The following is a 17,728-nucleotide window of genomic DNA, read 5'->3' as shown; positions in this document are numbered from 1 at the left end:
ATATACGCCTGTGGAGTGTTATGCTTCTATTCATTTTTTATAATTAATAGTTTAGCCTCAACACGATGAATCAGGAAATAAACAATATTTATATTGACTTTGATAGATATTGGCAACGACTCCTAGAATGCATGTTAGTGGGTCATAATAGTATTCTTTAGGTATTTATATCAATGATTTTTAGCCAATATCTTTTGGAAAGTATATAAAAATCATGTTTCTATGGTGGAAAAAGATGTTTTAGCGATAAAAACTCCTTACGATATACCGATAAATGGTTATCAACCATTTATTTTATCGAAAGGAGTTTTTTATTGTAGACAGATCAAATTTCCATATTCTTTTGGTAAACGTCTGTTGAAAAGTAGACTTCAATTTTTTAGTGTTAGTATCAAATTTCAGACAACTTTTCGTAGAGACAAACATATATTATCACATTCCGGAGGAATGATTCTAGACACTGATTTGGGCGGCAGCCAGTATACAGGAATCGAAGTGGAAGAATGGCTTAAAACCAACAAAATAAGGCATTCCTATAGTCGAGAAGGAACACCTTATGACAATGAAAGTATCGAATCTTTTCATGCTTCATTGAAAAAAGGAAGGAGTATATACAACAAATTACTCAGATTTTGAAAAAGCAAATCGTGCGCTATTTAGCTACATTGAAGGTTTCTATAATCGTAATCGAATTCATAACTCGATTGACTATCTAACTTCACAGAAGTTTGAGAACCTATCAAAAAGAAAACGGGGTAACCATTTCTACTAAAATGTGTCTAATATATTGACTCAAATCTAAATAACTAGTCTTCATCAGCTAAAAATATATGCTTCTAGTATTTAATGTAAGTCTAAAATGATAGACATAAACAAAAGAATTATTAGTTGATTTTAAGTATTCATTCTAGATCGCAATTTCCTCACTGGATTTTCTCAAAATATCGATATTTTTCTGGTTAAAACAGCTCAAAACTAAATCAAAACTAACTACAATTAACAAAAAATTAATGGAATATAACAGTATTTACTAAAGCAATAAAATACTGTTATATCGACGTTTACAGCCCGTTAGAGCCTTCAGGAAAAGTTAACTCTTTGCGGAATACAGCTTGTGGATATATTTTTTACTATGTTCAAATATTTTACGACGTAACTAATACGTTTGAGACGTAAATTAGAATGCACGAACAATGGTGGTGGTGATTATAGTAATTGCAACGCCTATTATGGTTGGTACGATGAAGGAAACAAATGTCCATTTTTTACTTTTGGTTTCCTTATAAATTGTTAAAAGCGTAGTGGAACAAGGCCAATGATACAGCGTAAATAGTAATACGTTCATTGCTGTCAACCACGTCCAACCATTATCAATCAATAGTTGGTGGAACTCATTTAACGAATTATATTCAGTTATTGTGCCTGTCGCCATATATCCCATAACCATTAGCGGTATAACTATTTCATTGGCTGGAAGCCCCAAAATGAAAGCCATTAAGATAGTTCCATCAAGTCCCATAAGTTTTGCAAGGGGGTCAATAAATTGTGTTATATGTTGGAACAATGATAGCTCCCCAATTGATATATTAGCTAGAATCCAGATTATTAGTCCCGCTGGAGCGGCCACTATGATAGCTCGCCACAAAACAAAGAGTGTTCTGTCAAGAATTGAGCGAACGAGCACTTGACCGACGCGAGGTTTTCTATATGGAGGTAATTCTAATGTGAATGAAGAAGGAAGTCCTTTTAAAATAGTTTTTGATAATAAACGAGATACAACTACTGTTGATATAACACCTAATACAATCACTGATGTTAAAAATATTGCTGATATTATTGAATTAACTAAACTTCCTGAAGATCCGACAAAGAACATAGTAATTACAGCTATTAAAATTGGAAAGCGACCATTACAAGGAACAAAATTATTTGTAATAATAGCAATCAGTCTCTCACGAGGTGAATCAATGATTCTTGCTCCAACAACTCCCGCTGCATTACAACCAAAACCCATACACATAGTTAATGCTTGTTTTCCGCATGCGCCAGCTTTTTGAAAATACTTATCAAGATTAAAAGCTATTCTTGGTAGATAACCAAAATCTTCAAGCATTGTGAAAATTGGAAAGAATATGGCCATTGGGGGTAACATTACCGCTACAACTGTAGATAAAACTTTATAAATCCCATCAATAAGAACACTTTGGATATTTTTAGGAATATTTAGTCGCGTTGCTTGAATAGTTAACCACTCTCCAAGTTGGCTGAAGTGATCAGCCAAAAAATCAGATGGTCCATCAGCACCAGCGATTGTAAACCAAAAAATAATTAGTAGTAGTAGTATCATCATTGGAATTCCAGTAATTTTTTGAGTTAATATTTTATCTAGGATACGATCATTCCGATCATAATTCTGATTTTCAAATTTCACTACTTCTTTTGCAATAATAGATGCTCTTTCTAAAAGTGCTAATGATTCAGTTTGAGTATCTTCATGAATTTGATCTAGTGCCTTACGCATATTTCGGTTGGAAGTAACTTCTTTACCTATCACTTTTTCTATGGTATCCATCAATTCATTTAGTCCTTGTTTTTTTGCAGCAGATGTAGCTACAACAGGAACGCCTAAAAGCATTTCTAACCTAGCTAAATTAATAGAAATTTTCTTCTTGTTTGCCTCGTCTATTAAATTGACACACACAATCACTTTTGGAGTTATTCGAATTATTTGCAACACAAGGTTTAAATTCCTCTCTAAACTAGTAGCATCGCAAACAACTACCGTTGCTTCTGCATCTTTGGATTTGATGAAGTTTTTTGCAACTTCTTCTTCTTGAGAATGAGCTAACAACGAATAAGTTCCGGGTAAATCGACGAAGACGTACCCGTTATGATCGTGTTCAACGTATCCTTGGGCAAGATCAACGGTTTTTCCGGGCCAATTACCGGTATGCTGTCTCATTCCTGTTAGTTCGTTAAAAATTGTACTTTTGCCTACATTGGGGTTCCCGGCCAACGCTATTGTTCGATCAGTCTTTTTTTTCTTTTGAATTTCAAACCCAGAGTTAGTTATCTCCATATCTTTTCACCTCGATATATTGTGCATCGCTATTCCGTAGAGCAATCGTTGTGCCGCGTACTCTGTAGGCTATAGGATCCCCTTTTGGACTTATTAGAATCTTTTTTATGGGAGTTCTTTCATAAAAACCTAAGTCTAGTAACCTTCGATTCATTTCAGCATCTGGATGATTAACTGATACAACATCATACGCTTCATCCATAATGATATTTTGTAACTGCATTTTGTACCTCCTTTATATTTTAGGCAAACCGAATACTTATTTATTATATGGCTAAAACTTTATACGTTCAAGGTAGAAATTACAAATTCTCATCGTTATTTAAGTTGAACTAAAAAAAATTTTAGGTTATCCTTAAAAAGACAGGGCAATTTGGATTTTGAAAAGGTTCTTGATATATAACACGTGGAAAGGGGCATCGTAATGTTCTTAGATGATTAGGAGAGAGCTGCTATGGTGAAAATAAAATCGACTACACTATTAATTTATTTGTTAGTAATACAAGAGTTATCAGCTAAAGATAAGGTAATCAAGAATAATGATTTAGCTAAAATTCTAGGTATTAGTCCGTCCTCCGTTAGTGAAATGTTGGAAAAGCTAGAACTTGAAGGTTATTTGAATAAGAGCTGTTTTCAGTTAACAAAAAAGGGGGAAAATTTAATTGGAGATTACAGTAAAAATATAAGGGGATGAAAAATTAGCGGAGTTTATTTGAAGTGGTAACGGGCAATTTGTTGTAATTATTGTTTGACTCAAGAATAGGAGAGGTAGTGCATGTTTGCTTACTTTTTTTTAACGCTAGGGTTACTATTTTTTTCTATAATTTTGCTGATAGTAATCACTATACTTTTAAAAACAGACGCTAGAAAATAGTGTTTTAGTATGATTGAATGCTTATGCATATATCGTAATTTAATTAAATATTAGTAACGAATCTAAAAGATTCTCTTTGCCCAGTTTCGGGGGATATTGCAAATAGAAGGATTAACTCTATATTGAATATGCATTATTTTGGATACTCTTATATTTTAAATCAAAGATATTTACCGCTGTACTTAATACTAATATGACTGTTTAATTCATAATATCTTTACGATAGAATTTTAAAAACGGTTATATATGATTGGAGGTACGTTTTTGAATTTATGTTCTAGTCTTTATCCCCCAATCTTATAAATGGAGACTTTTCGTTGCTGTTAGCTAGCAACATAGCCCATTTTGGATTCTCAATTATTAAAAACAATACTCGTCTGAACTACAGAAACAACTAAAATTTAGCTGAAATACAACTAAGGATAAGAAAACTGAACAAAATGAGAAAGTTGAACATTTTATTATGTAGGAGGGGAAATTGTTGTGATCTTAGAAAATGAAAAATATTTGGACTGGCGAATATTATCTGATATTTTTGCTGCTCATGGAGCGGCTCATATTTCTTGGAATAACAAAAAATATGAAAGACAGATAGAAAAGTATTTATCTGCTATGCATCATCAATTCAATACTGCTACTGAAAGTGTTGAAGAGCTAGATTTAGAAATGTTGATATCTCGGACAGTGGAATGTTACATTTATGCGGTTTTAGAAGAATGTGGTGATGTTCTTTCCAAGCATTTCAGTCCATATTCAGAAGAGATAGACCTTGGATTTCTTTCTATGATGTTAGAAGAGACCGAGAAGAAAGATAAGTGAAGCGTATAGTGTTCAAAAATTTAATCTATAAAAAGAATATTTATTATTTATTTTTCAGCTATAAATAAATTCTAAGGAGAGAAAAATGTGCGAACTTACAAAAAAGAGGATTGAAAAAAGAATGATTAAAAACGAGATTATTAAAAGAGTTGTATTTTCTAAATTCTTAAATAATTTAAAGTGATTTGACCGATTGGCTCATAGATTAAGTAAATAAAAGAAAATTTATTGTATGGGTATAATGTTAATAAACATGAAAGATACCATGTCGTCACAAAAATTTGGGATATAAACGGATTAGCTAAAATAAACATTAATAACATAATTATCTAAACTCAATTAACAGTAAACGTTTTTCATTTTTTCTCGTTTTTTTTAGGTTGAGAGTGTCATTTGACATATCGTCGTTGGGTGCTTCTAAGAACATATAAAAAAATGAGGTTAATGTTTTAGATGATTAAGAGTTGAACGGTTTTAAGACACTCGGAAAATCGTGATTGCTTGTTCATATGTGTATTTGAGGGAGAGTAAAGTATCCGTTTTATAAATTATTAGTGGTTCTACGAGAAAAAAACGCATTTCAATTCAAGAGTTAACTTATTATGCAATAGCTTGATGATTCAGTTGTTGTTATCGGATGCTTCGGGATTATCGAAAATTGAAATTATGGTTAGGTTGAGTATGGACTATGTAATTGGGAATGAAGCACTGACACCAAGTATGTTAATTTTTTCGCAAAATCAAAATGCAATTGAGTTAGACTGCTCAAATACTAGTAGTTTTTAAAACAATTGGGAAACTATTCCATTCTTCTCACAATAAAGTTTAGGATTGACGCACATTGTGTCTTCAAACCGACTTTATTAATAATTATGTATTGTTATCGGTACAATAAGCGCCTATACCATCTGGTATGGGTTTTTTTATTAAAAAAACAAAAGTTTTCGAAAAATCGTTGGGTTGATTTCGTAGTAATAGTGAAGAAAAGATTTGTTTCATATTCAAACACCTGAACAATGGGAAGGAGCAGTATGGAGGGTTATTGATATGGACAAAGAATATCGAGAATCAATTGAACATATTTTTGATTCTTACTGTAAAAGTATTATTAAACATGAGGGGATTGATTTACAGCGTAAAAAGTTAGTTTTATTGAAAAAGGAAGTTTCATTGGAGCGAGTGATAGAAGATGAAAGATTTCATAATAATCAGGGATTGGAATCAGAAATTGGTTTCGATCAATTTAAAATTTTAGGTGAGACCATCGCTGTTCACAACGATGTACTAGGAGAAGCCTTGCTAAGTCTAAATAATACAGACAGGAATATTATTTTTTTGTTTTACTATTTTGAATTTAAGGATAGAGAAATTGCTAATTTGATGGGGATCAGTCTAAGTGGTGCTTGGTATAGAAGAAAGAGAGCGACAGAATATCTGAAGAATTATTTAGGCGGTGATACTTAGTGAAGAAAAATCAAACGGATAATCTTGTATCTTTTAATTTAATAATTCTGGCGGTAAAAGGCGAACGGGAGGCAATAAATAAGGTGTTGCTCAAATATCATTCCTATATTCAAAGTTTCTGCAAAGGGTATTACGAAGGGGCAGATAACTATGAAAAATATTGCATTGATGAATATATGTGCCATCAGATCGAAGCAAAGTTAGTTGAAAAAATTCTCGTATTTAAAGTTAAATAAACTGCTTCCTTCCCATTTTCAGTCTAGAGAAGTGAGTCAAATAGCTCATTGGATGAATTATTTCTCTAGGCTGAAAAGTCACTCGTTCTTTGATAATTAAATACATCTCTATCAGACGAAGGCTTTGTTTGAGCGACGCTCTTGCTATTTTGCCAAAACATGCTTTTTGCACGAGCGAATAAGAATGAGTAAAGCAAATTTGTCATTTGCTGCAATGATGATAAAGTCGATAATGATACTTCCGTAAGGCCCGTCGTAAACTTGGGGGGTGGTGAAATTCCAATGATGCCTATGACTAGGGCACTGGTAGAGAGGTGATGAAGCAGAAGAATGGGGATAGTTTTTAGCTAATTCCTAAAATGTAAATCAATTGGGAGAACTATATTGTTTTATTGACGCAGTCAAATAATTAATTTATGAAGAGTATTTAATTTTATTAGAAAATTAAGTTCCGAAGTATGTACCGTTTGTATACCATTTTTTGGGAGTATCCAATAGTTAAAATACGATACATGAAGTAGGTGAGTTTAACGTGAGTGACAAAGAAATCGAGAATATTTATTCTACCATAAAAACTCAGATTCAATCTGAGTTCAGTGATTTAAAAAATTTTCACTGCCTGCCCTTAGTTTTAACAAACCAAGATTTAATGAATGAGTTTCAAATTAGTGCGAGCACTTTGAATCGATTGATAACAAATGGAGACTTTCCTCCTTGTTGGAACGGCATAAGAGGACATTATCTTCGTGAGAAAGTGTTAGATTGGATACAGGAATGTGATTCAGATGATTATCATGAGAAAATACGTTATTTTCGATCTTTATAGTATTTTCCTTTCCTTTAATTTGCGATACAATCATGATATAGATAGAGAGAATTTCAAGAGTTTTCTACCTGTTGGGTTCCTTCAAATTAGGAGGAGATAGCAATGAAGAAAACAGATCGATTTAAGAAACAAATAAGTTCGTCGGGGAGAGTTACATGGTATTTTCAAGCTTTTCGAACAACTAGACGTGGTTTCAAGTCGAGGCGTGAAGCCCAACTTGCATATTTGCAAATGGAAATACGGCACAGAGACAAGAAACAATTAATTTCGAATAGCGAGAGGTTTAGTGATATAGGCGCGAGATGGTTCCAATATTATCGCTCATTAAATGAGCAAAAGGAAACAACCTATGATAAGCGAGAAGAACAATTAAAAATTATTGTTCGATGGATTGGTGATAAAAAGTTGTCTGATTTGTCACCAGAATACCTTCAAGAACTGCTTTTTACTCTAAAGGAATGTGGCGTTAATGGAACAAATGTTGGCTATGCCAAAAATAGTTTACAATCACTTATTCAAGTTCTGAATATGGTTTTCAAATACTGTCAAAGAATGAATTTGATGAGTGAAAATCCAATGAAGACTGTGAGAATACCAAAATATCAGTTAACGGTAACTGATTTAAAAGAAGCCGTGAATAATATTGAGGACAAGTTTCTTACTGTTGATGAATTAAGAACTTTTCTGAATTATGGCATTGTTCATGAGGAGTTACCAATGTCTGTACTATTCCATGTTCTATTTTACACTGGTTGCCGTGTCAGCGAGGCTCTTGCTTTACAGCCTGAAGATATAGATTTCAAAAGAAATGAAATTCTATTCTATAAGCAAACAGCAGTTAAAGGTAAGAGTAAGGATTTTCGAATTGAAACTACTAAGACAGTTAGCTCTGCTAGACGAGTTTTAGTAACTCCTCTAGTTATGGAAAAGCTACAACAGTTGATTGAAGCTTTGGATGAGATGAGACAATATCACAGGCTTACTATAGAAGAAACATATTTATTTGTGTATCTTGATTCTAGTAAACGTGGTGTTCCTTATCGTCGAGAGTATGTAAACGATCATGTGAAACGGTGTGTGAACCGCTCAGGAATTAATAAGCCATTTCATACTCATTTAGCTCGTCATACAATGGCAAGTTTAGTAGCGGAGCACTGTAGCTGGGAAGTCTTGAAGGATCGCTTAGGCCATACTGACCAAACAACTTCGAAAATTTATCGCCACTTAACGTCAAATGAAAAGGTAAAACCTCTGATTGCTTTTAGTTCTTTAGAGAGTTAAAAAAATGGTAAAAGCACTGGTATTACAAGATTCTTGAAAAATGATTTTTTATCAAGTTAGTCAATATGTAGTCAGAGGTAGAAAAAATCCTTTTATATCAATACTTTAACGACTTTTCACAAGTATCAAAGAAATCCGTCGTTAATATCTGTTATATGAATGACGAAAGACCACTGTTAAATCAGTGGTCTTTTTCTTGATTCTATTGCAGTTTAGAACATGACTGGTCTGTTTTTTAGGTACTTAAAGTGCAGTAAAAAAATTAACTATGCATCACCTTATTTCAATCATTTGAATCTATTTCGTTTGTTTATTGAAAAACGATTTTGTTTAAACTGAATTATTTCAATTTTTAAGATGATTCAGCTAAACTGAATGTAGTTCTGAATTGGAGGAAGTAATTATGCATACAGATTATCCGTATATATTTGACAGTCGACCGAAACTGGCTTTCAGTGCTTGGTTGAAGATGTTAGGAGCAAATGTTTTGTCATTTGTGTTGTTGACGACGCCGGTGTTATCAAGTATTCCGCTTTTCAAGCCATTATCAAATAGCGAATTGTACGATGTTTCGATAATGGCCATTAGTCGGCAGATTATGCCAGCGTTACTATTTCTAGCCATTAATTTCTTAGGTGTTTATTGGGCGGTTGGAAAAGATTGGCGTAAGCTATTCCGACCCATCAAAGTAAAAGATATTTGGTTTATTCTTTTACTGATCCTTGCTGCTTTTCTAGCCAATTATTTTACCGGTCAAATCACAGATGCCTTGTTCGGCCATGAAGTTAATCCGAATGCAGCAATTAATATTCATCATGAGAATGGATGGGCTGCTTTTCTTTTAGCGCGTGTAACAGATTTAATCCAACTATTAGGAGAAGAATTTTTAGCCATCATTTCATTTCTCGCATTCACTCAATTAGCTAATCATTGGAACTGGTCTAGAAAAACTGCACTAGTTTTCGGGTTGGTCTTATCCTCAATTTTGTTCGGAGTCTATCACATTTCAACTTACGACTATAATGTGGGCTATGCGATTATTGGATTATTTCTTGGTCGGATGGTCATGACGATTGCTTTTATGAGAACAAAATCTATTTGGGCCAGCTTTTTAGTTCATTATATCTATGATTTTATTGGATTCTATGCGGCTTTTGTAGCGCTGGCGCATTAAGAATCGCTTATTTCAATGAAAGATATTTTGCGGCGTCTGAATAAGTGGCCCAGAAAAGAGAAGGGCGAATATTAAGAAACAAGTGGGCTTTTTAAGAACAAGGTTATTTGGACAGACACTTCTATGAAAATATTTGGTCTTTTCTCTTCGTTTTTACAATTTATTTATTTTATAATGAAAATGAGTTTAGCTTGGCGCAATACGTAAAAGGACGGAATTGTCTCACAAGGCCGATTTGGAGAGAAAATTTCAACGAGGAAGCACCTGCAAAGCACTTCTGTTATTTTTTAGTATGACAGGAATTGCTCTGGAGGATGCTTCTTTTGTTTTGGCTCTATTTGTTGATAGAAAACGACAGGGATAGTTTGTCATCAAGCCATTTTTTGCATAAGTTTTGTCTCTTATTCCTCAATAAGTAGTATTCTGCGAGATTGTCGTTTTCACAGCAGACCTTCCACAGTCAGTGTAACGCTCAGGTTTTACTTTTAAATTTGATACAAAAATACTTGACTGCTTCGGTTTCTATACCCAAGTACAGGGAAAACAGCGTGAACCACTTTATAGCCAGCTGACTGCATCCTTGGCCGTGTCTTCACTTAGCGAATACTCCACGAAGATCATTTGTTGGTGTGCTTTTCTTGTGTTTACTCATTAAAAAGAGTGAGTTTTTTCTTTCAGTTAGTGGTTTTTGTTGAGCCGTGCCCAAATCACTGGATTGGAATTTTGCGAATAGACCAATTCGTCAAAAAATCATCCAGAATATTTTTTAGGTGAAATTGTATTTTTTTAGTGCCAGTGTTATACTTTGGAAGAAAGAACGTGATAGCGTTTTCTATGCTGGTGGTACGTCTGACCAGTAGTAATCGGAGTGAGGATGAACCAAATGAAAGATATTATTGATGCATTAGTAGTCGCTCTCCAACAGCAAGAACCAGTAATGTTGGTAACTGTGGTCAAGAGTGCGGGATCGACTCCCCGCAAACGAGGAGCACGGATGATTTTCACTAAATCCGGTCAACAGAGTGGAACAATCGGCGGCGGCAAGGTGGAGTACTTGGCAGAAGAGTTGGCTGCTCAGATGATTCAAGAAAAGAGTAGTCAAGTGAAGAGCTACAGTCTGACACCAAAGGAAGCCTCTGGTTTAGGCATGGTCTGTGGTGGTAAGGTCTCTTTGCTCTTTCAGTATTTAGATCCGCAAGATATCAATATTCAGAAAATCATCCGGCAAGTAAAGACGGCTTTTGCAAAAGATTCTGGCGGTTGGCTTTTTTCTTCCTTGGATCCAAAAGAACCTGCTCTTGCTTTTTTCAGCGAAGATAGTGGCTGGATTGGTGGAGACGCATTGAGGAATTTGACCCGGCAAGATCTCGAAGATTGGCAAGCAGGGCTGATCACTGTCGCAGAGAAGGAATATTTCTTAGAAAAACTACAGCAACCAGGTAGGTTATATGTCTTCGGCGGGGGACATGTAGCACAAGCGTTAGTTCCTGTTTTGGCGAAAGTAGATTTTCAGGTCGTTGTATTGGATGATCGGCCGGAATTTTTGACTTCAGCGGTATTTCCAGAGGCTCAGGAAAGGTTGCTGGTGGATTTCGAAGACATTTCTCAAGTCGTCCACTTAACAGAACACGACTATGCAGTGGTGATGACTCGGGGACATCTGTATGACCTGATGCTACACCAGCAGCTACTGCAGACCCCAGCTTATTATCTAGGGGGAATGGGCAGTCGCCATAAAGTGGCAGTTATGATTCAAAAATTACAGGAAGCCGGTTATACCAAGGAACAGATTCAGCGTATTCATATGCCAATCGGGTTACCAATCAAAGCCGAGTCACCAGCGGAATTGGCGATCAGTATTGCCGGTGAATTGATTTTAGCACGAGCAGAAAAAAAGTGACGGTAAGGTCCGTCTGTGAAGCGGAGGCGATGCAACAATGGCAGAACAGATCTACCTGAATCATGCAGCGACTTCTCTGAAAAAACCTCCAGCTGTGATAGCAGCCTTGGTTAGCTATCTCCAGCAAAATGAAGAAATTGCTTTACAACGAAGCTTTCTAGGCCAAGGAACTGCTCAGAATGCATTTGAGGCACGGACGGCTGTTGCAGAATTTTTTGCAGCAACGGATGCGAGCCATGTGATTTTTACACCAAATGTGACGACCTCTTTGAACATGATTTTAAAAGGGGGCTTGCAGCCGGGGGACCATGTGTTAACTACGTCTGTCGAGCATAACGCGATTAGTCGGCCATTGGAGCAGCTGCAACAGCAGGAAATTGAGTACTCTCGGTTACCTTGCGACAGTACCGGATGTGTGGATCCAGCGGCTATTTCTAAAATGATTCGTCCGAATACGAAAATGCTGGTGATGACTCATGCTTCAAATGTCTTAGGCACGATTCAACCGGTGGAAAAATGTTTTGAGATTGCCAAAGCAAAGGGGCTATTGACGGTTTTGGATACGGCCCAAACAGCTGGTTTTTTGCCGATTGACATGGAGGCGCTGCAGGCAGATGTGATTGCTTTTACCGGTCACAAAAGTCTACTGGCATTGGCCGGCATCGGAGGCTTTGTCTTAAATGAAGAGGCTGTAAAAAGAATTCAGCCTTGGCTGACTGGCGGGACGGGCAGCTTTTCTGAGTTGGCTGAGATGCCCACTGTGTTGCCGGATCGCTTCGAGCCGGGAACACCAAATGATATGGGGATTCGTAGTTTGACGGCTAGTCTTGGCTGGCTGCAAGAACAAACAATTGCCAAGGTAGCTGACCATGAGCGAGGGCTGACGCAGCGATTTATTGATGGCCTCCAGCAGCTGCCAGTCAGACTATTGGGAACAGGACTAGCTAATCGCAGTGTACCAGTGGTTTCAGTCGTACCTCAAAATATCAGTTGTGACGAGCTTGCTTTCGCTCTTTTTGCAGACTATGGCATTGTTACTCGCAATGGCCTCCATTGTGCTCCTTGGGCACATGAAGTTGCGGGGACCCTTGCTAGTGGCGCCGTTCGTTTCAGCTTTGGTTGGGACACGACGATAGATGAAATCGACAAGACACTTTTAGCATTGAATAAACTATTGAAAGTGTAATAGAAGGTGGAAGAGCATGTCATTTTTATCAAGTTGTACCTCGGGAGGTTGCGGTGCCAAGATTGGTGCTGGCGAATTAACTGATTTTCTTTCGGCGTTGCCTCATGCGACAGACCCGAATCTATTAGTGGGTTTTGAAACAGCTGATGATGCCGCGGTCTATCGTCTAAATGAGCAGCAAGCCTTGATTTCAACGGTGGATTTTTTTTCTCCAATGGTGGAAGATCCGCGGATGTTTGGTCGGATTGCTGCGGCCAATGCCATGAGCGATGTCTATGCGATGGGCGGGCAAGTCTTGTACGCTTTGAATTTGGTGTGCTTTCCACAAAAAATGCCTAAAGAGATGCTGGCGGAAATGTTGGCAGGCGGTGCTGAAAAAGTAGCTGAGGCAGGGGCAAGCCTTGCTGGCGGGCATTCCATCTATGACCATGAACCCAAATATGGTTTAGCTGTCACAGGCACAATCCATCCGGCACACTATTTGAAAAATGACACGCCGCAACCAGGTGACGCCTTGATTTTAACAAAAGCGCTTGGTGTCGGCCTGGTACAGTCAGCGGCTCGCGTCGGTTTGGCAAGTGAGGAAGCCGAAGCAGCCGCACTGGCCTCCATGTGTCGTCTGAATAAATATGCTGCCGAAAAGCTTATCGGCTATGCTGTTCATGCTTGTACAGATGTTACGGGTTTTGGCTTATTGGGACATGTGTCGGAGATGGCAGGAAGTGAGCATACGTTAGTGATTGATACGAGTTCTTTGCCACTTTTGCCCCAAGCTTTTTATTACGCAGAGGAATATCTGGCAACAGCCGGAGGAGAACGAAATCGTCAATTTGTAGCAGGTAAAGTGGACTTAACAGAAGTCGCTCCTGCGTATCAAGAAATCATGCTTGATCCTCAGACTTCAGGTGGATTATTGATCAGCGTAGCAGCCAAAGATGCACAGGAACTGCTGTTGTCTATCCAACAAGATGATCCGGCAGCCGCGATTATCGGCATGGTAGCTGATGAGCGTGGCGAGAAAGCAATCGTTATTTTGTAGAGAATCGGAAAGCTTTGTTCTGAGTTTTATATTGAAAGAAAAGAGGAGTTAACATGATTCGCATCGACGCATTAGGAAAGCCTTGCCCAATCCCAGTGATTGAGACAAAAAAAGCCATCAAAGAAATGGGAGGGCATAAAGGTGAGATTGAAGTTCTAGTAGACAATGAAGTTGCTTTGAACAATATTGAAAAACTGACTTCTGGTTTGGAGATCCCAACGCAACGAAAAAAGTTAGCCACTGACCGCTTCACAATCACGCTGTTTCTTACTGAAGAAGCAAACGTAGAAAAAAGTGTTCCGATTTCTGCAAAAGCTGTCACTACCTATTTGGTTGGTAAAAAACATCTAGGAGAAGGCGACCCGCAGCTTGGCGCATTGTTAATGAAAAGTTATCTGTATTCGCTGACGGAACTTTCTGAAGTTCCTACAGAATTGATCTTCTTTAATGAAGGAATCTTTTTGACACTCCGAGATTCGTCATCACTTCCAGATTTAGAAACCTTAGTCGCTAAAGGAACCAAGATCTATGTCTGCGGTACGTGTATCGACTTTTATGAAAAGAAAGACGAATTGGCAATCGGTGAGATCACTAATATGTATGCGATTAGCGAAATGCAGCAAAAAGCCGACAAAGCCATCTCGGTCTGAGGTCAAAAAGATGGAGATGAATTTGCTGACGTTTGCCAATACCCACTTTGCAGTAAAAGCTGAGCAACTGTTGCAAGACAAATTAATTCCGGTTTCTCCCATGCCGCTGCCGGTTAAACTGGGGGGCTCACTTTGTGGGATCTGCTTGCGGATTCCTCGAAAACAAACAACAGCTGCAGTGGACTTGTTGACAGCCGGTGGTGCAATGCCAGCGGCGGTTTATCAGATTGATGAGACAGACGGCAATAAGGAGTATCTGCCATGGCTGATTTAAAGAAACTATTTGGACTTAACGGCCACCAAGTGATTGCGGTCATTGGCTCTGGGGGAAAAACTAGTCTCTGTCGCTACTTAGCCAACAGCTATAAAGAAGAGGGCGAGCGGGTCTTGGTGGGTACTACGACTAAAATTGCGATGCCGCCTGTAGAAACCTATGATCGATTAGTTACAGAAGATTTCGCAAGATTGGCAGAGGAAGTTCCGGGAATCACTGTTGCTGGTGAGGTCGTTAGCCAAAATGAGGTAAAAAAACTTTCACTTCCTGGGGCACCTGAATTTCAAGAGTCATTTGGTCAGTATGACAAAGTGATTTTGGAAGCAGACGGTTCCCGACAGCTCCCATTGAAGGGCTGGTCACAACAGGAACCAGTGATTCTGCCAGAAACGACGGCGACTATCTTGGTGATTCCGATCTCTGGGATTGGGCTGCGAATCAGCGAAGAAACCGTCCACCGATTGCCATTATTTCTAAAATTGACGGGAGCAGAAGTCGGGGACGCACTGCAGATCACCCACCTGCAGCGGATGATTGAGCACCCCCAAGGTATTCTACGACAGGCAGCTGGAACTATTCACTTATTTTTTAATCAAGGGGAAACAGTAGAGGACTTTCGTGACGCAGCCGCTATTTTTGAAGGACTGTCACCGGAAATCAAGACGCGACTGCAAACGGTGATAGTGGGCAGCGCACTGAAGGGAAGCGGGGTGAGTATATGGCAACAATAGCAGAGACGCTTGTTGTCGTGAGAGGCGGTGGAGATTTGGCCACTGGCGTCATCCAAAAATTTCATCGAAGCGGCTTTAAAGTTGTGATTTTAGAAACAGAACAGCCTTTAGCAATCAGGCGGACAGTGTCACTATGCTCGGCCGTTTATGAGGGAATGTATCAGGTAGAAGACCTGACTGCCAGAATGATTACTGAAGTCGCCCAGTGTGAGGCGATCTGGTCAGCAGGGGAAATTCCTTTACTAATTGATCCTTTAGGGAAATCTTTGCAAAAATTGAAACCGACAGTCTTGGTAGACGCGATTATTGCTAAGAAAAATTTAGGGACAAATCGACAGCTGGCACCGATTACGATTGCACTGGGTCCAGGATTTTCGGCACCACAAGATGTAAATGTCGTGATAGAAACAATGAGAGGTCATCGATTGGGACGATTGATATTTGCGGGCGAAGCACTGCCAAATACTGGGGTACCGGGAATTTTGGGGGGCAAGAGCCGTGAGCGGGTTGTACACTCACCGGCAGCCGGTGTCGTAAAACATGTCAGAAAGATTGGGGATCAGGTGACTGCCGGCGAATTGATCTTTTATGTGGATACCACACCGGTCTATTCGCCTTTAGATGGTACTTTACGAGGATTAATTCAAGCAGGCTTGACGATTCCTAAAGGATTGAAGGTGGCAGATGTCGATCCCCGCCCAAGGGAAGATGTGGACTATCAGACCATTTCCGATAAAGCTCGAGGATTAGGCGGCGCTGCATTGGAGGCAGCTCTCTGGGGATTACGTAATCAAAGTGTTTCCTATTAAATGTTGGTTCAAGTATTTTAGTGTAATGAAAAAGGCTTCTTTTGGTTTCTCTGATCAAAAGAAGCCTTTTTATTTGGTTTCGGGATAGAAATGATTGCTTGTAGATGATACGGGTGGTATGATTGGGAACAAATCAAAAAGCTCCACAAGATAGGTTTTGATAATGGAGATAAGCTACAGGGGGAATCAGGATATGGTGTGGACGGCAGAAGAAAAACGCTCAGCATATGAGCTGTTATTGCTGCAACAAAAAGGCTTATTAGAAGCAGAAACGGATTGGTTGGCTAATTTAGCGAATTCTTCAGCACTCTTAAATGAGACCTTGAAAGAAACGGTGTTTGCCGGGTATTACTTATTCAATGGCGAAGAGCTGGTCTTGGGTCCATTTCAAGGACGCGTTTCTTGTACGCGAATCAAAATGGGAAAAGGCGTTTGCGGGGAAAGTGCCCAACGTCGGGAAACATTGGTTGTACCAAATGTCAAAGAACACGTAAACTATATTTCCTGTGACGGAGCTGCCATGAGTGAAATTGTGGTCCCGATGGTACAAGATGACCAACTCGTAGGCGTGCTGGATATTGATGCTGGAGTTGTGGGGATGTATGACGAAGTAGATCAAGCATTTTTACAACAGTATGTGCAAGTATTGTTAGAAGCAAAAAAATAGTAAAAAGCAGACATTTTCCGAATGATTTCGGAAAATGTCTTTTTGATTGGTTTAAAATTAAAAAAAAAGGAGAAAAAAATTAGAATAATTGTTGACACCTGAAAAAGCAGGTGGTATTATAAAATTACAAAATGATTAGAAAGAAGGAAGAGAACACTATGAATCGCGAGAACATCCAACTAGGCCAAGCCTACGAATGCAAACCGGTCGGACTACAGCGCAAAGTCACTGGAGAGGTCATTAAAAAGCTTGAAAATTGTGTAATCGTTAATGTTGATCGCTACGACTACATTGACTACGATGAAATCCAGGAACGCTGCGGCAAAGTCGTGGTTCGCTATGATGAAGTCTATGGCAAAGCACTGGTTTCATGTTTCTTCAGCTGATTCACTTCTTTTTAAGGGAGTTATTCACCTGAAAACAGGCGGGGGAAAAATGAAAAAGAAATTAGCGGAAGAAAACAGGACTTCCGCTAATCAAGGAAAGCAGCCGCTGGTTACGGCTGCTTTTTTATGTTGTTAAAACTATTGAAAAACATTGTCGAATGGAGTATAGAATATTGAAAATTACTAATTAAAAAAATATGATTAAACATAAGTAAAGGCATATACATAATGATTGATTACCATCAGTCGGTTTGATTATTTCATTTTCTTGCCCCGGGAAAAGTCTTATTCGCTAAAAACTCCTAAAAAAAGCGGCTCTTCGTCAAATAGTGT

At 38.3% G+C, this 17,728-nt stretch carries 18 protein-coding genes and 1 pseudogene; 17 read left to right on the top strand and 2 right to left on the bottom strand.

What is annotated here, in order from left to right; translation table 11 throughout:
• Positions 1-444 precede the first annotated feature (444 nt).
• Positions 445-772 (top strand): annotated as a pseudogene (locus tag BAU14_RS14410) (integrase core domain-containing protein); the annotation flags it as partial.
• Between the two features lie 405 nt (positions 773-1,177).
• On the opposite strand, the gene feoB reads toward BAU14_RS14410, so the two are convergent.
• Both feoB and BAU14_RS14165 read right to left on the bottom strand, forming a co-directional pair.
• The gene (feoB, locus tag BAU14_RS14170) at positions 1,178-3,079 is read right to left on the bottom strand and encodes a ferrous iron transport protein B (RefSeq protein ID WP_161900770.1); all 1,902 of its coding nucleotides are present in this window, start codon (positions 3,077-3,079) and stop codon (positions 1,178-1,180) included.
• The gene (locus BAU14_RS14165; RefSeq protein ID WP_161900769.1) at positions 3,066-3,302 is read right to left on the bottom strand and encodes a FeoA family protein; all 237 of its coding nucleotides are present in this window, start codon (positions 3,300-3,302) and stop codon (positions 3,066-3,068) included. The genes feoB and BAU14_RS14165 overlap by 14 nt, the downstream gene beginning before the upstream one ends.
• 231 nt (positions 3,303-3,533) lie before the next feature.
• Between BAU14_RS14165 and BAU14_RS14160 the strand changes: the two genes are divergently transcribed.
• The 16 genes from BAU14_RS14160 to BAU14_RS14090 all read left to right on the top strand — a co-directional run bounded on the left by BAU14_RS14160 (position 3,534) and on the right by BAU14_RS14090 (position 17,395).
• Positions 3,534-3,773 carry a metal-dependent transcriptional regulator gene (locus BAU14_RS14160; RefSeq protein WP_161900768.1) on the top strand — a complete coding sequence of 80 codons (240 nt, stop codon included), beginning with the start codon at positions 3,534-3,536 and terminating at the stop codon, positions 3,771-3,773.
• Between the two features lie 663 nt (positions 3,774-4,436).
• Entirely contained in the window at positions 4,437-4,772 is a 336-nt protein-coding gene (locus BAU14_RS14155; RefSeq protein ID WP_161900767.1) for a hypothetical protein, read from the top strand.
• Positions 4,773-5,819: 1,047 nt separating this feature from the next.
• The gene (locus BAU14_RS14150; RefSeq protein ID WP_161900766.1) at positions 5,820-6,236 is read left to right on the top strand and encodes an RNA polymerase sigma factor; all 417 of its coding nucleotides are present in this window, start codon (positions 5,820-5,822) and stop codon (positions 6,234-6,236) included.
• On the top strand, positions 6,236-6,472 hold the full coding sequence (locus tag BAU14_RS14145) for a helix-turn-helix domain-containing protein (RefSeq protein WP_161900765.1): 237 nt from the start codon (positions 6,236-6,238) through the stop codon (positions 6,470-6,472). Before BAU14_RS14150 ends, BAU14_RS14145 begins: the two co-directional genes overlap by 1 nt.
• Positions 6,473-7,028: 556 nt before the next feature.
• The gene (locus tag BAU14_RS14485; RefSeq protein WP_420022098.1) at positions 7,029-7,298 is read left to right on the top strand and encodes a helix-turn-helix domain-containing protein; all 270 of its coding nucleotides are present in this window, start codon (positions 7,029-7,031) and stop codon (positions 7,296-7,298) included.
• A 102-nt stretch (positions 7,299-7,400) separates the two neighbouring features.
• Positions 7,401-8,579 carry a tyrosine-type recombinase/integrase gene (locus tag BAU14_RS14140; protein WP_161900764.1) on the top strand — a complete coding sequence of 393 codons (1,179 nt, stop codon included), beginning with the start codon at positions 7,401-7,403 and terminating at the stop codon, positions 8,577-8,579.
• Between the two features lie 403 nt (positions 8,580-8,982).
• A complete protein-coding gene (locus BAU14_RS14135; protein WP_161900763.1) occupies positions 8,983-9,753 on the top strand; it encodes a CPBP family intramembrane glutamic endopeptidase in 771 nt (256 codons plus the stop codon).
• A gap of 883 nt (positions 9,754-10,636) precedes the next feature.
• Positions 10,637-11,653: a xanthine dehydrogenase accessory protein XdhC gene (xdhC, locus tag BAU14_RS14130; protein WP_161900762.1), complete on the top strand. Its 1,017-nt coding sequence runs from the start codon at positions 10,637-10,639 to the stop codon at positions 11,651-11,653.
• A gap of 37 nt (positions 11,654-11,690) precedes the next feature.
• A complete protein-coding gene (gene sclA, locus BAU14_RS14125) occupies positions 11,691-12,839 on the top strand; it encodes a selenocysteine lyase SclA (RefSeq protein WP_161900761.1) in 1,149 nt (382 codons plus the stop codon).
• A 16-nt stretch (positions 12,840-12,855) separates the two neighbouring features.
• Positions 12,856-13,878, top strand: coding sequence for a selenide, water dikinase SelD (selD, locus tag BAU14_RS14120; protein ID WP_161900760.1), 1,023 nt, complete (start codon positions 12,856-12,858; stop codon positions 13,876-13,878).
• 53 nt (positions 13,879-13,931) lie between these two features.
• Positions 13,932-14,528 carry a sulfurtransferase-like selenium metabolism protein YedF gene (gene yedF, locus BAU14_RS14115; RefSeq protein WP_161900759.1) on the top strand — a complete coding sequence of 199 codons (597 nt, stop codon included), beginning with the start codon at positions 13,932-13,934 and terminating at the stop codon, positions 14,526-14,528.
• Positions 14,529-14,538: 10 nt separating this feature from the next.
• The gene (locus BAU14_RS14110) at positions 14,539-14,802 is read left to right on the top strand and encodes a DUF3343 domain-containing protein (RefSeq protein WP_161900758.1); all 264 of its coding nucleotides are present in this window, start codon (positions 14,539-14,541) and stop codon (positions 14,800-14,802) included.
• On the top strand, positions 14,790-15,533 hold the full coding sequence (gene yqeC, locus BAU14_RS14105; protein WP_161900757.1) for a selenium cofactor biosynthesis protein YqeC: 744 nt from the start codon (positions 14,790-14,792) through the stop codon (positions 15,531-15,533). The genes BAU14_RS14110 and yqeC overlap by 13 nt, the downstream gene beginning before the upstream one ends.
• The gene (yqeB, locus tag BAU14_RS14100; protein ID WP_161900756.1) at positions 15,521-16,342 is read left to right on the top strand and encodes a selenium-dependent molybdenum cofactor biosynthesis protein YqeB; all 822 of its coding nucleotides are present in this window, start codon (positions 15,521-15,523) and stop codon (positions 16,340-16,342) included. Before yqeC ends, yqeB begins: the two co-directional genes overlap by 13 nt.
• A gap of 196 nt (positions 16,343-16,538) precedes the next feature.
• Positions 16,539-17,009 (top strand): GAF domain-containing protein, encoded by a 471-nt coding sequence (locus BAU14_RS14095; RefSeq protein WP_161900772.1) that lies wholly within the window; start codon positions 16,539-16,541, stop codon positions 17,007-17,009.
• Positions 17,010-17,167: 158 nt separating this feature from the next.
• On the top strand, positions 17,168-17,395 hold the full coding sequence (locus BAU14_RS14090) for a hypothetical protein (RefSeq protein ID WP_161900755.1): 228 nt from the start codon (positions 17,168-17,170) through the stop codon (positions 17,393-17,395).
• The last annotated feature ends 333 nt before the right edge of the window (positions 17,396-17,728 follow it).

The sequence above is a fragment of the Candidatus Enterococcus leclercqii genome, assembly GCF_009933135.1.
In the GTDB taxonomy this organism is placed as follows: Bacteria; Bacillota; Bacilli; order Lactobacillales; family Enterococcaceae; genus Enterococcus_C; species Enterococcus_C leclercqii.
This window is presented reverse-complemented; position numbering and strand designations above follow the sequence as displayed.

Coding starts and splice junctions, on each gene's coding strand:
- yqeC (WP_161900757.1), top strand. CDS start 14,790: ATGGCTGATTTAAAGAAACTATTTGGACTTAACGGCCACCAAGTGATT.
- yedF (WP_161900759.1), top strand. CDS start 13,932: ATGATTCGCATCGACGCATTAGGAAAGCCTTGCCCAATCCCAGTGATT.
- BAU14_RS14110 (WP_161900758.1), top strand. CDS start 14,539: ATGGAGATGAATTTGCTGACGTTTGCCAATACCCACTTTGCAGTAAAA.
- xdhC (WP_161900762.1), top strand. CDS start 10,637: ATGAAAGATATTATTGATGCATTAGTAGTCGCTCTCCAACAGCAAGAA.
- selD (WP_161900760.1), top strand. CDS start 12,856: ATGTCATTTTTATCAAGTTGTACCTCGGGAGGTTGCGGTGCCAAGATT.
- BAU14_RS14135 (WP_161900763.1), top strand. CDS start 8,983: ATGCATACAGATTATCCGTATATATTTGACAGTCGACCGAAACTGGCT.
- BAU14_RS14160 (WP_161900768.1), top strand. CDS start 3,534: ATGGTGAAAATAAAATCGACTACACTATTAATTTATTTGTTAGTAATA.
- BAU14_RS14150 (WP_161900766.1), top strand. CDS start 5,820: ATGGACAAAGAATATCGAGAATCAATTGAACATATTTTTGATTCTTAC.
- BAU14_RS14140 (WP_161900764.1), top strand. CDS start 7,401: ATGAAGAAAACAGATCGATTTAAGAAACAAATAAGTTCGTCGGGGAGA.
- BAU14_RS14090 (WP_161900755.1), top strand. CDS start 17,168: ATGAATCGCGAGAACATCCAACTAGGCCAAGCCTACGAATGCAAACCG.
- feoB (WP_161900770.1), bottom strand. CDS start 3,079: ATGGAGATAACTAACTCTGGGTTTGAAATTCAAAAGAAAAAAAAGACT.
- yqeB (WP_161900756.1), top strand. CDS start 15,521: ATGGCAACAATAGCAGAGACGCTTGTTGTCGTGAGAGGCGGTGGAGAT.
- BAU14_RS14165 (WP_161900769.1), bottom strand. CDS start 3,302: ATGCAGTTACAAAATATCATTATGGATGAAGCGTATGATGTTGTATCA.
- sclA (WP_161900761.1), top strand. CDS start 11,691: ATGGCAGAACAGATCTACCTGAATCATGCAGCGACTTCTCTGAAAAAA.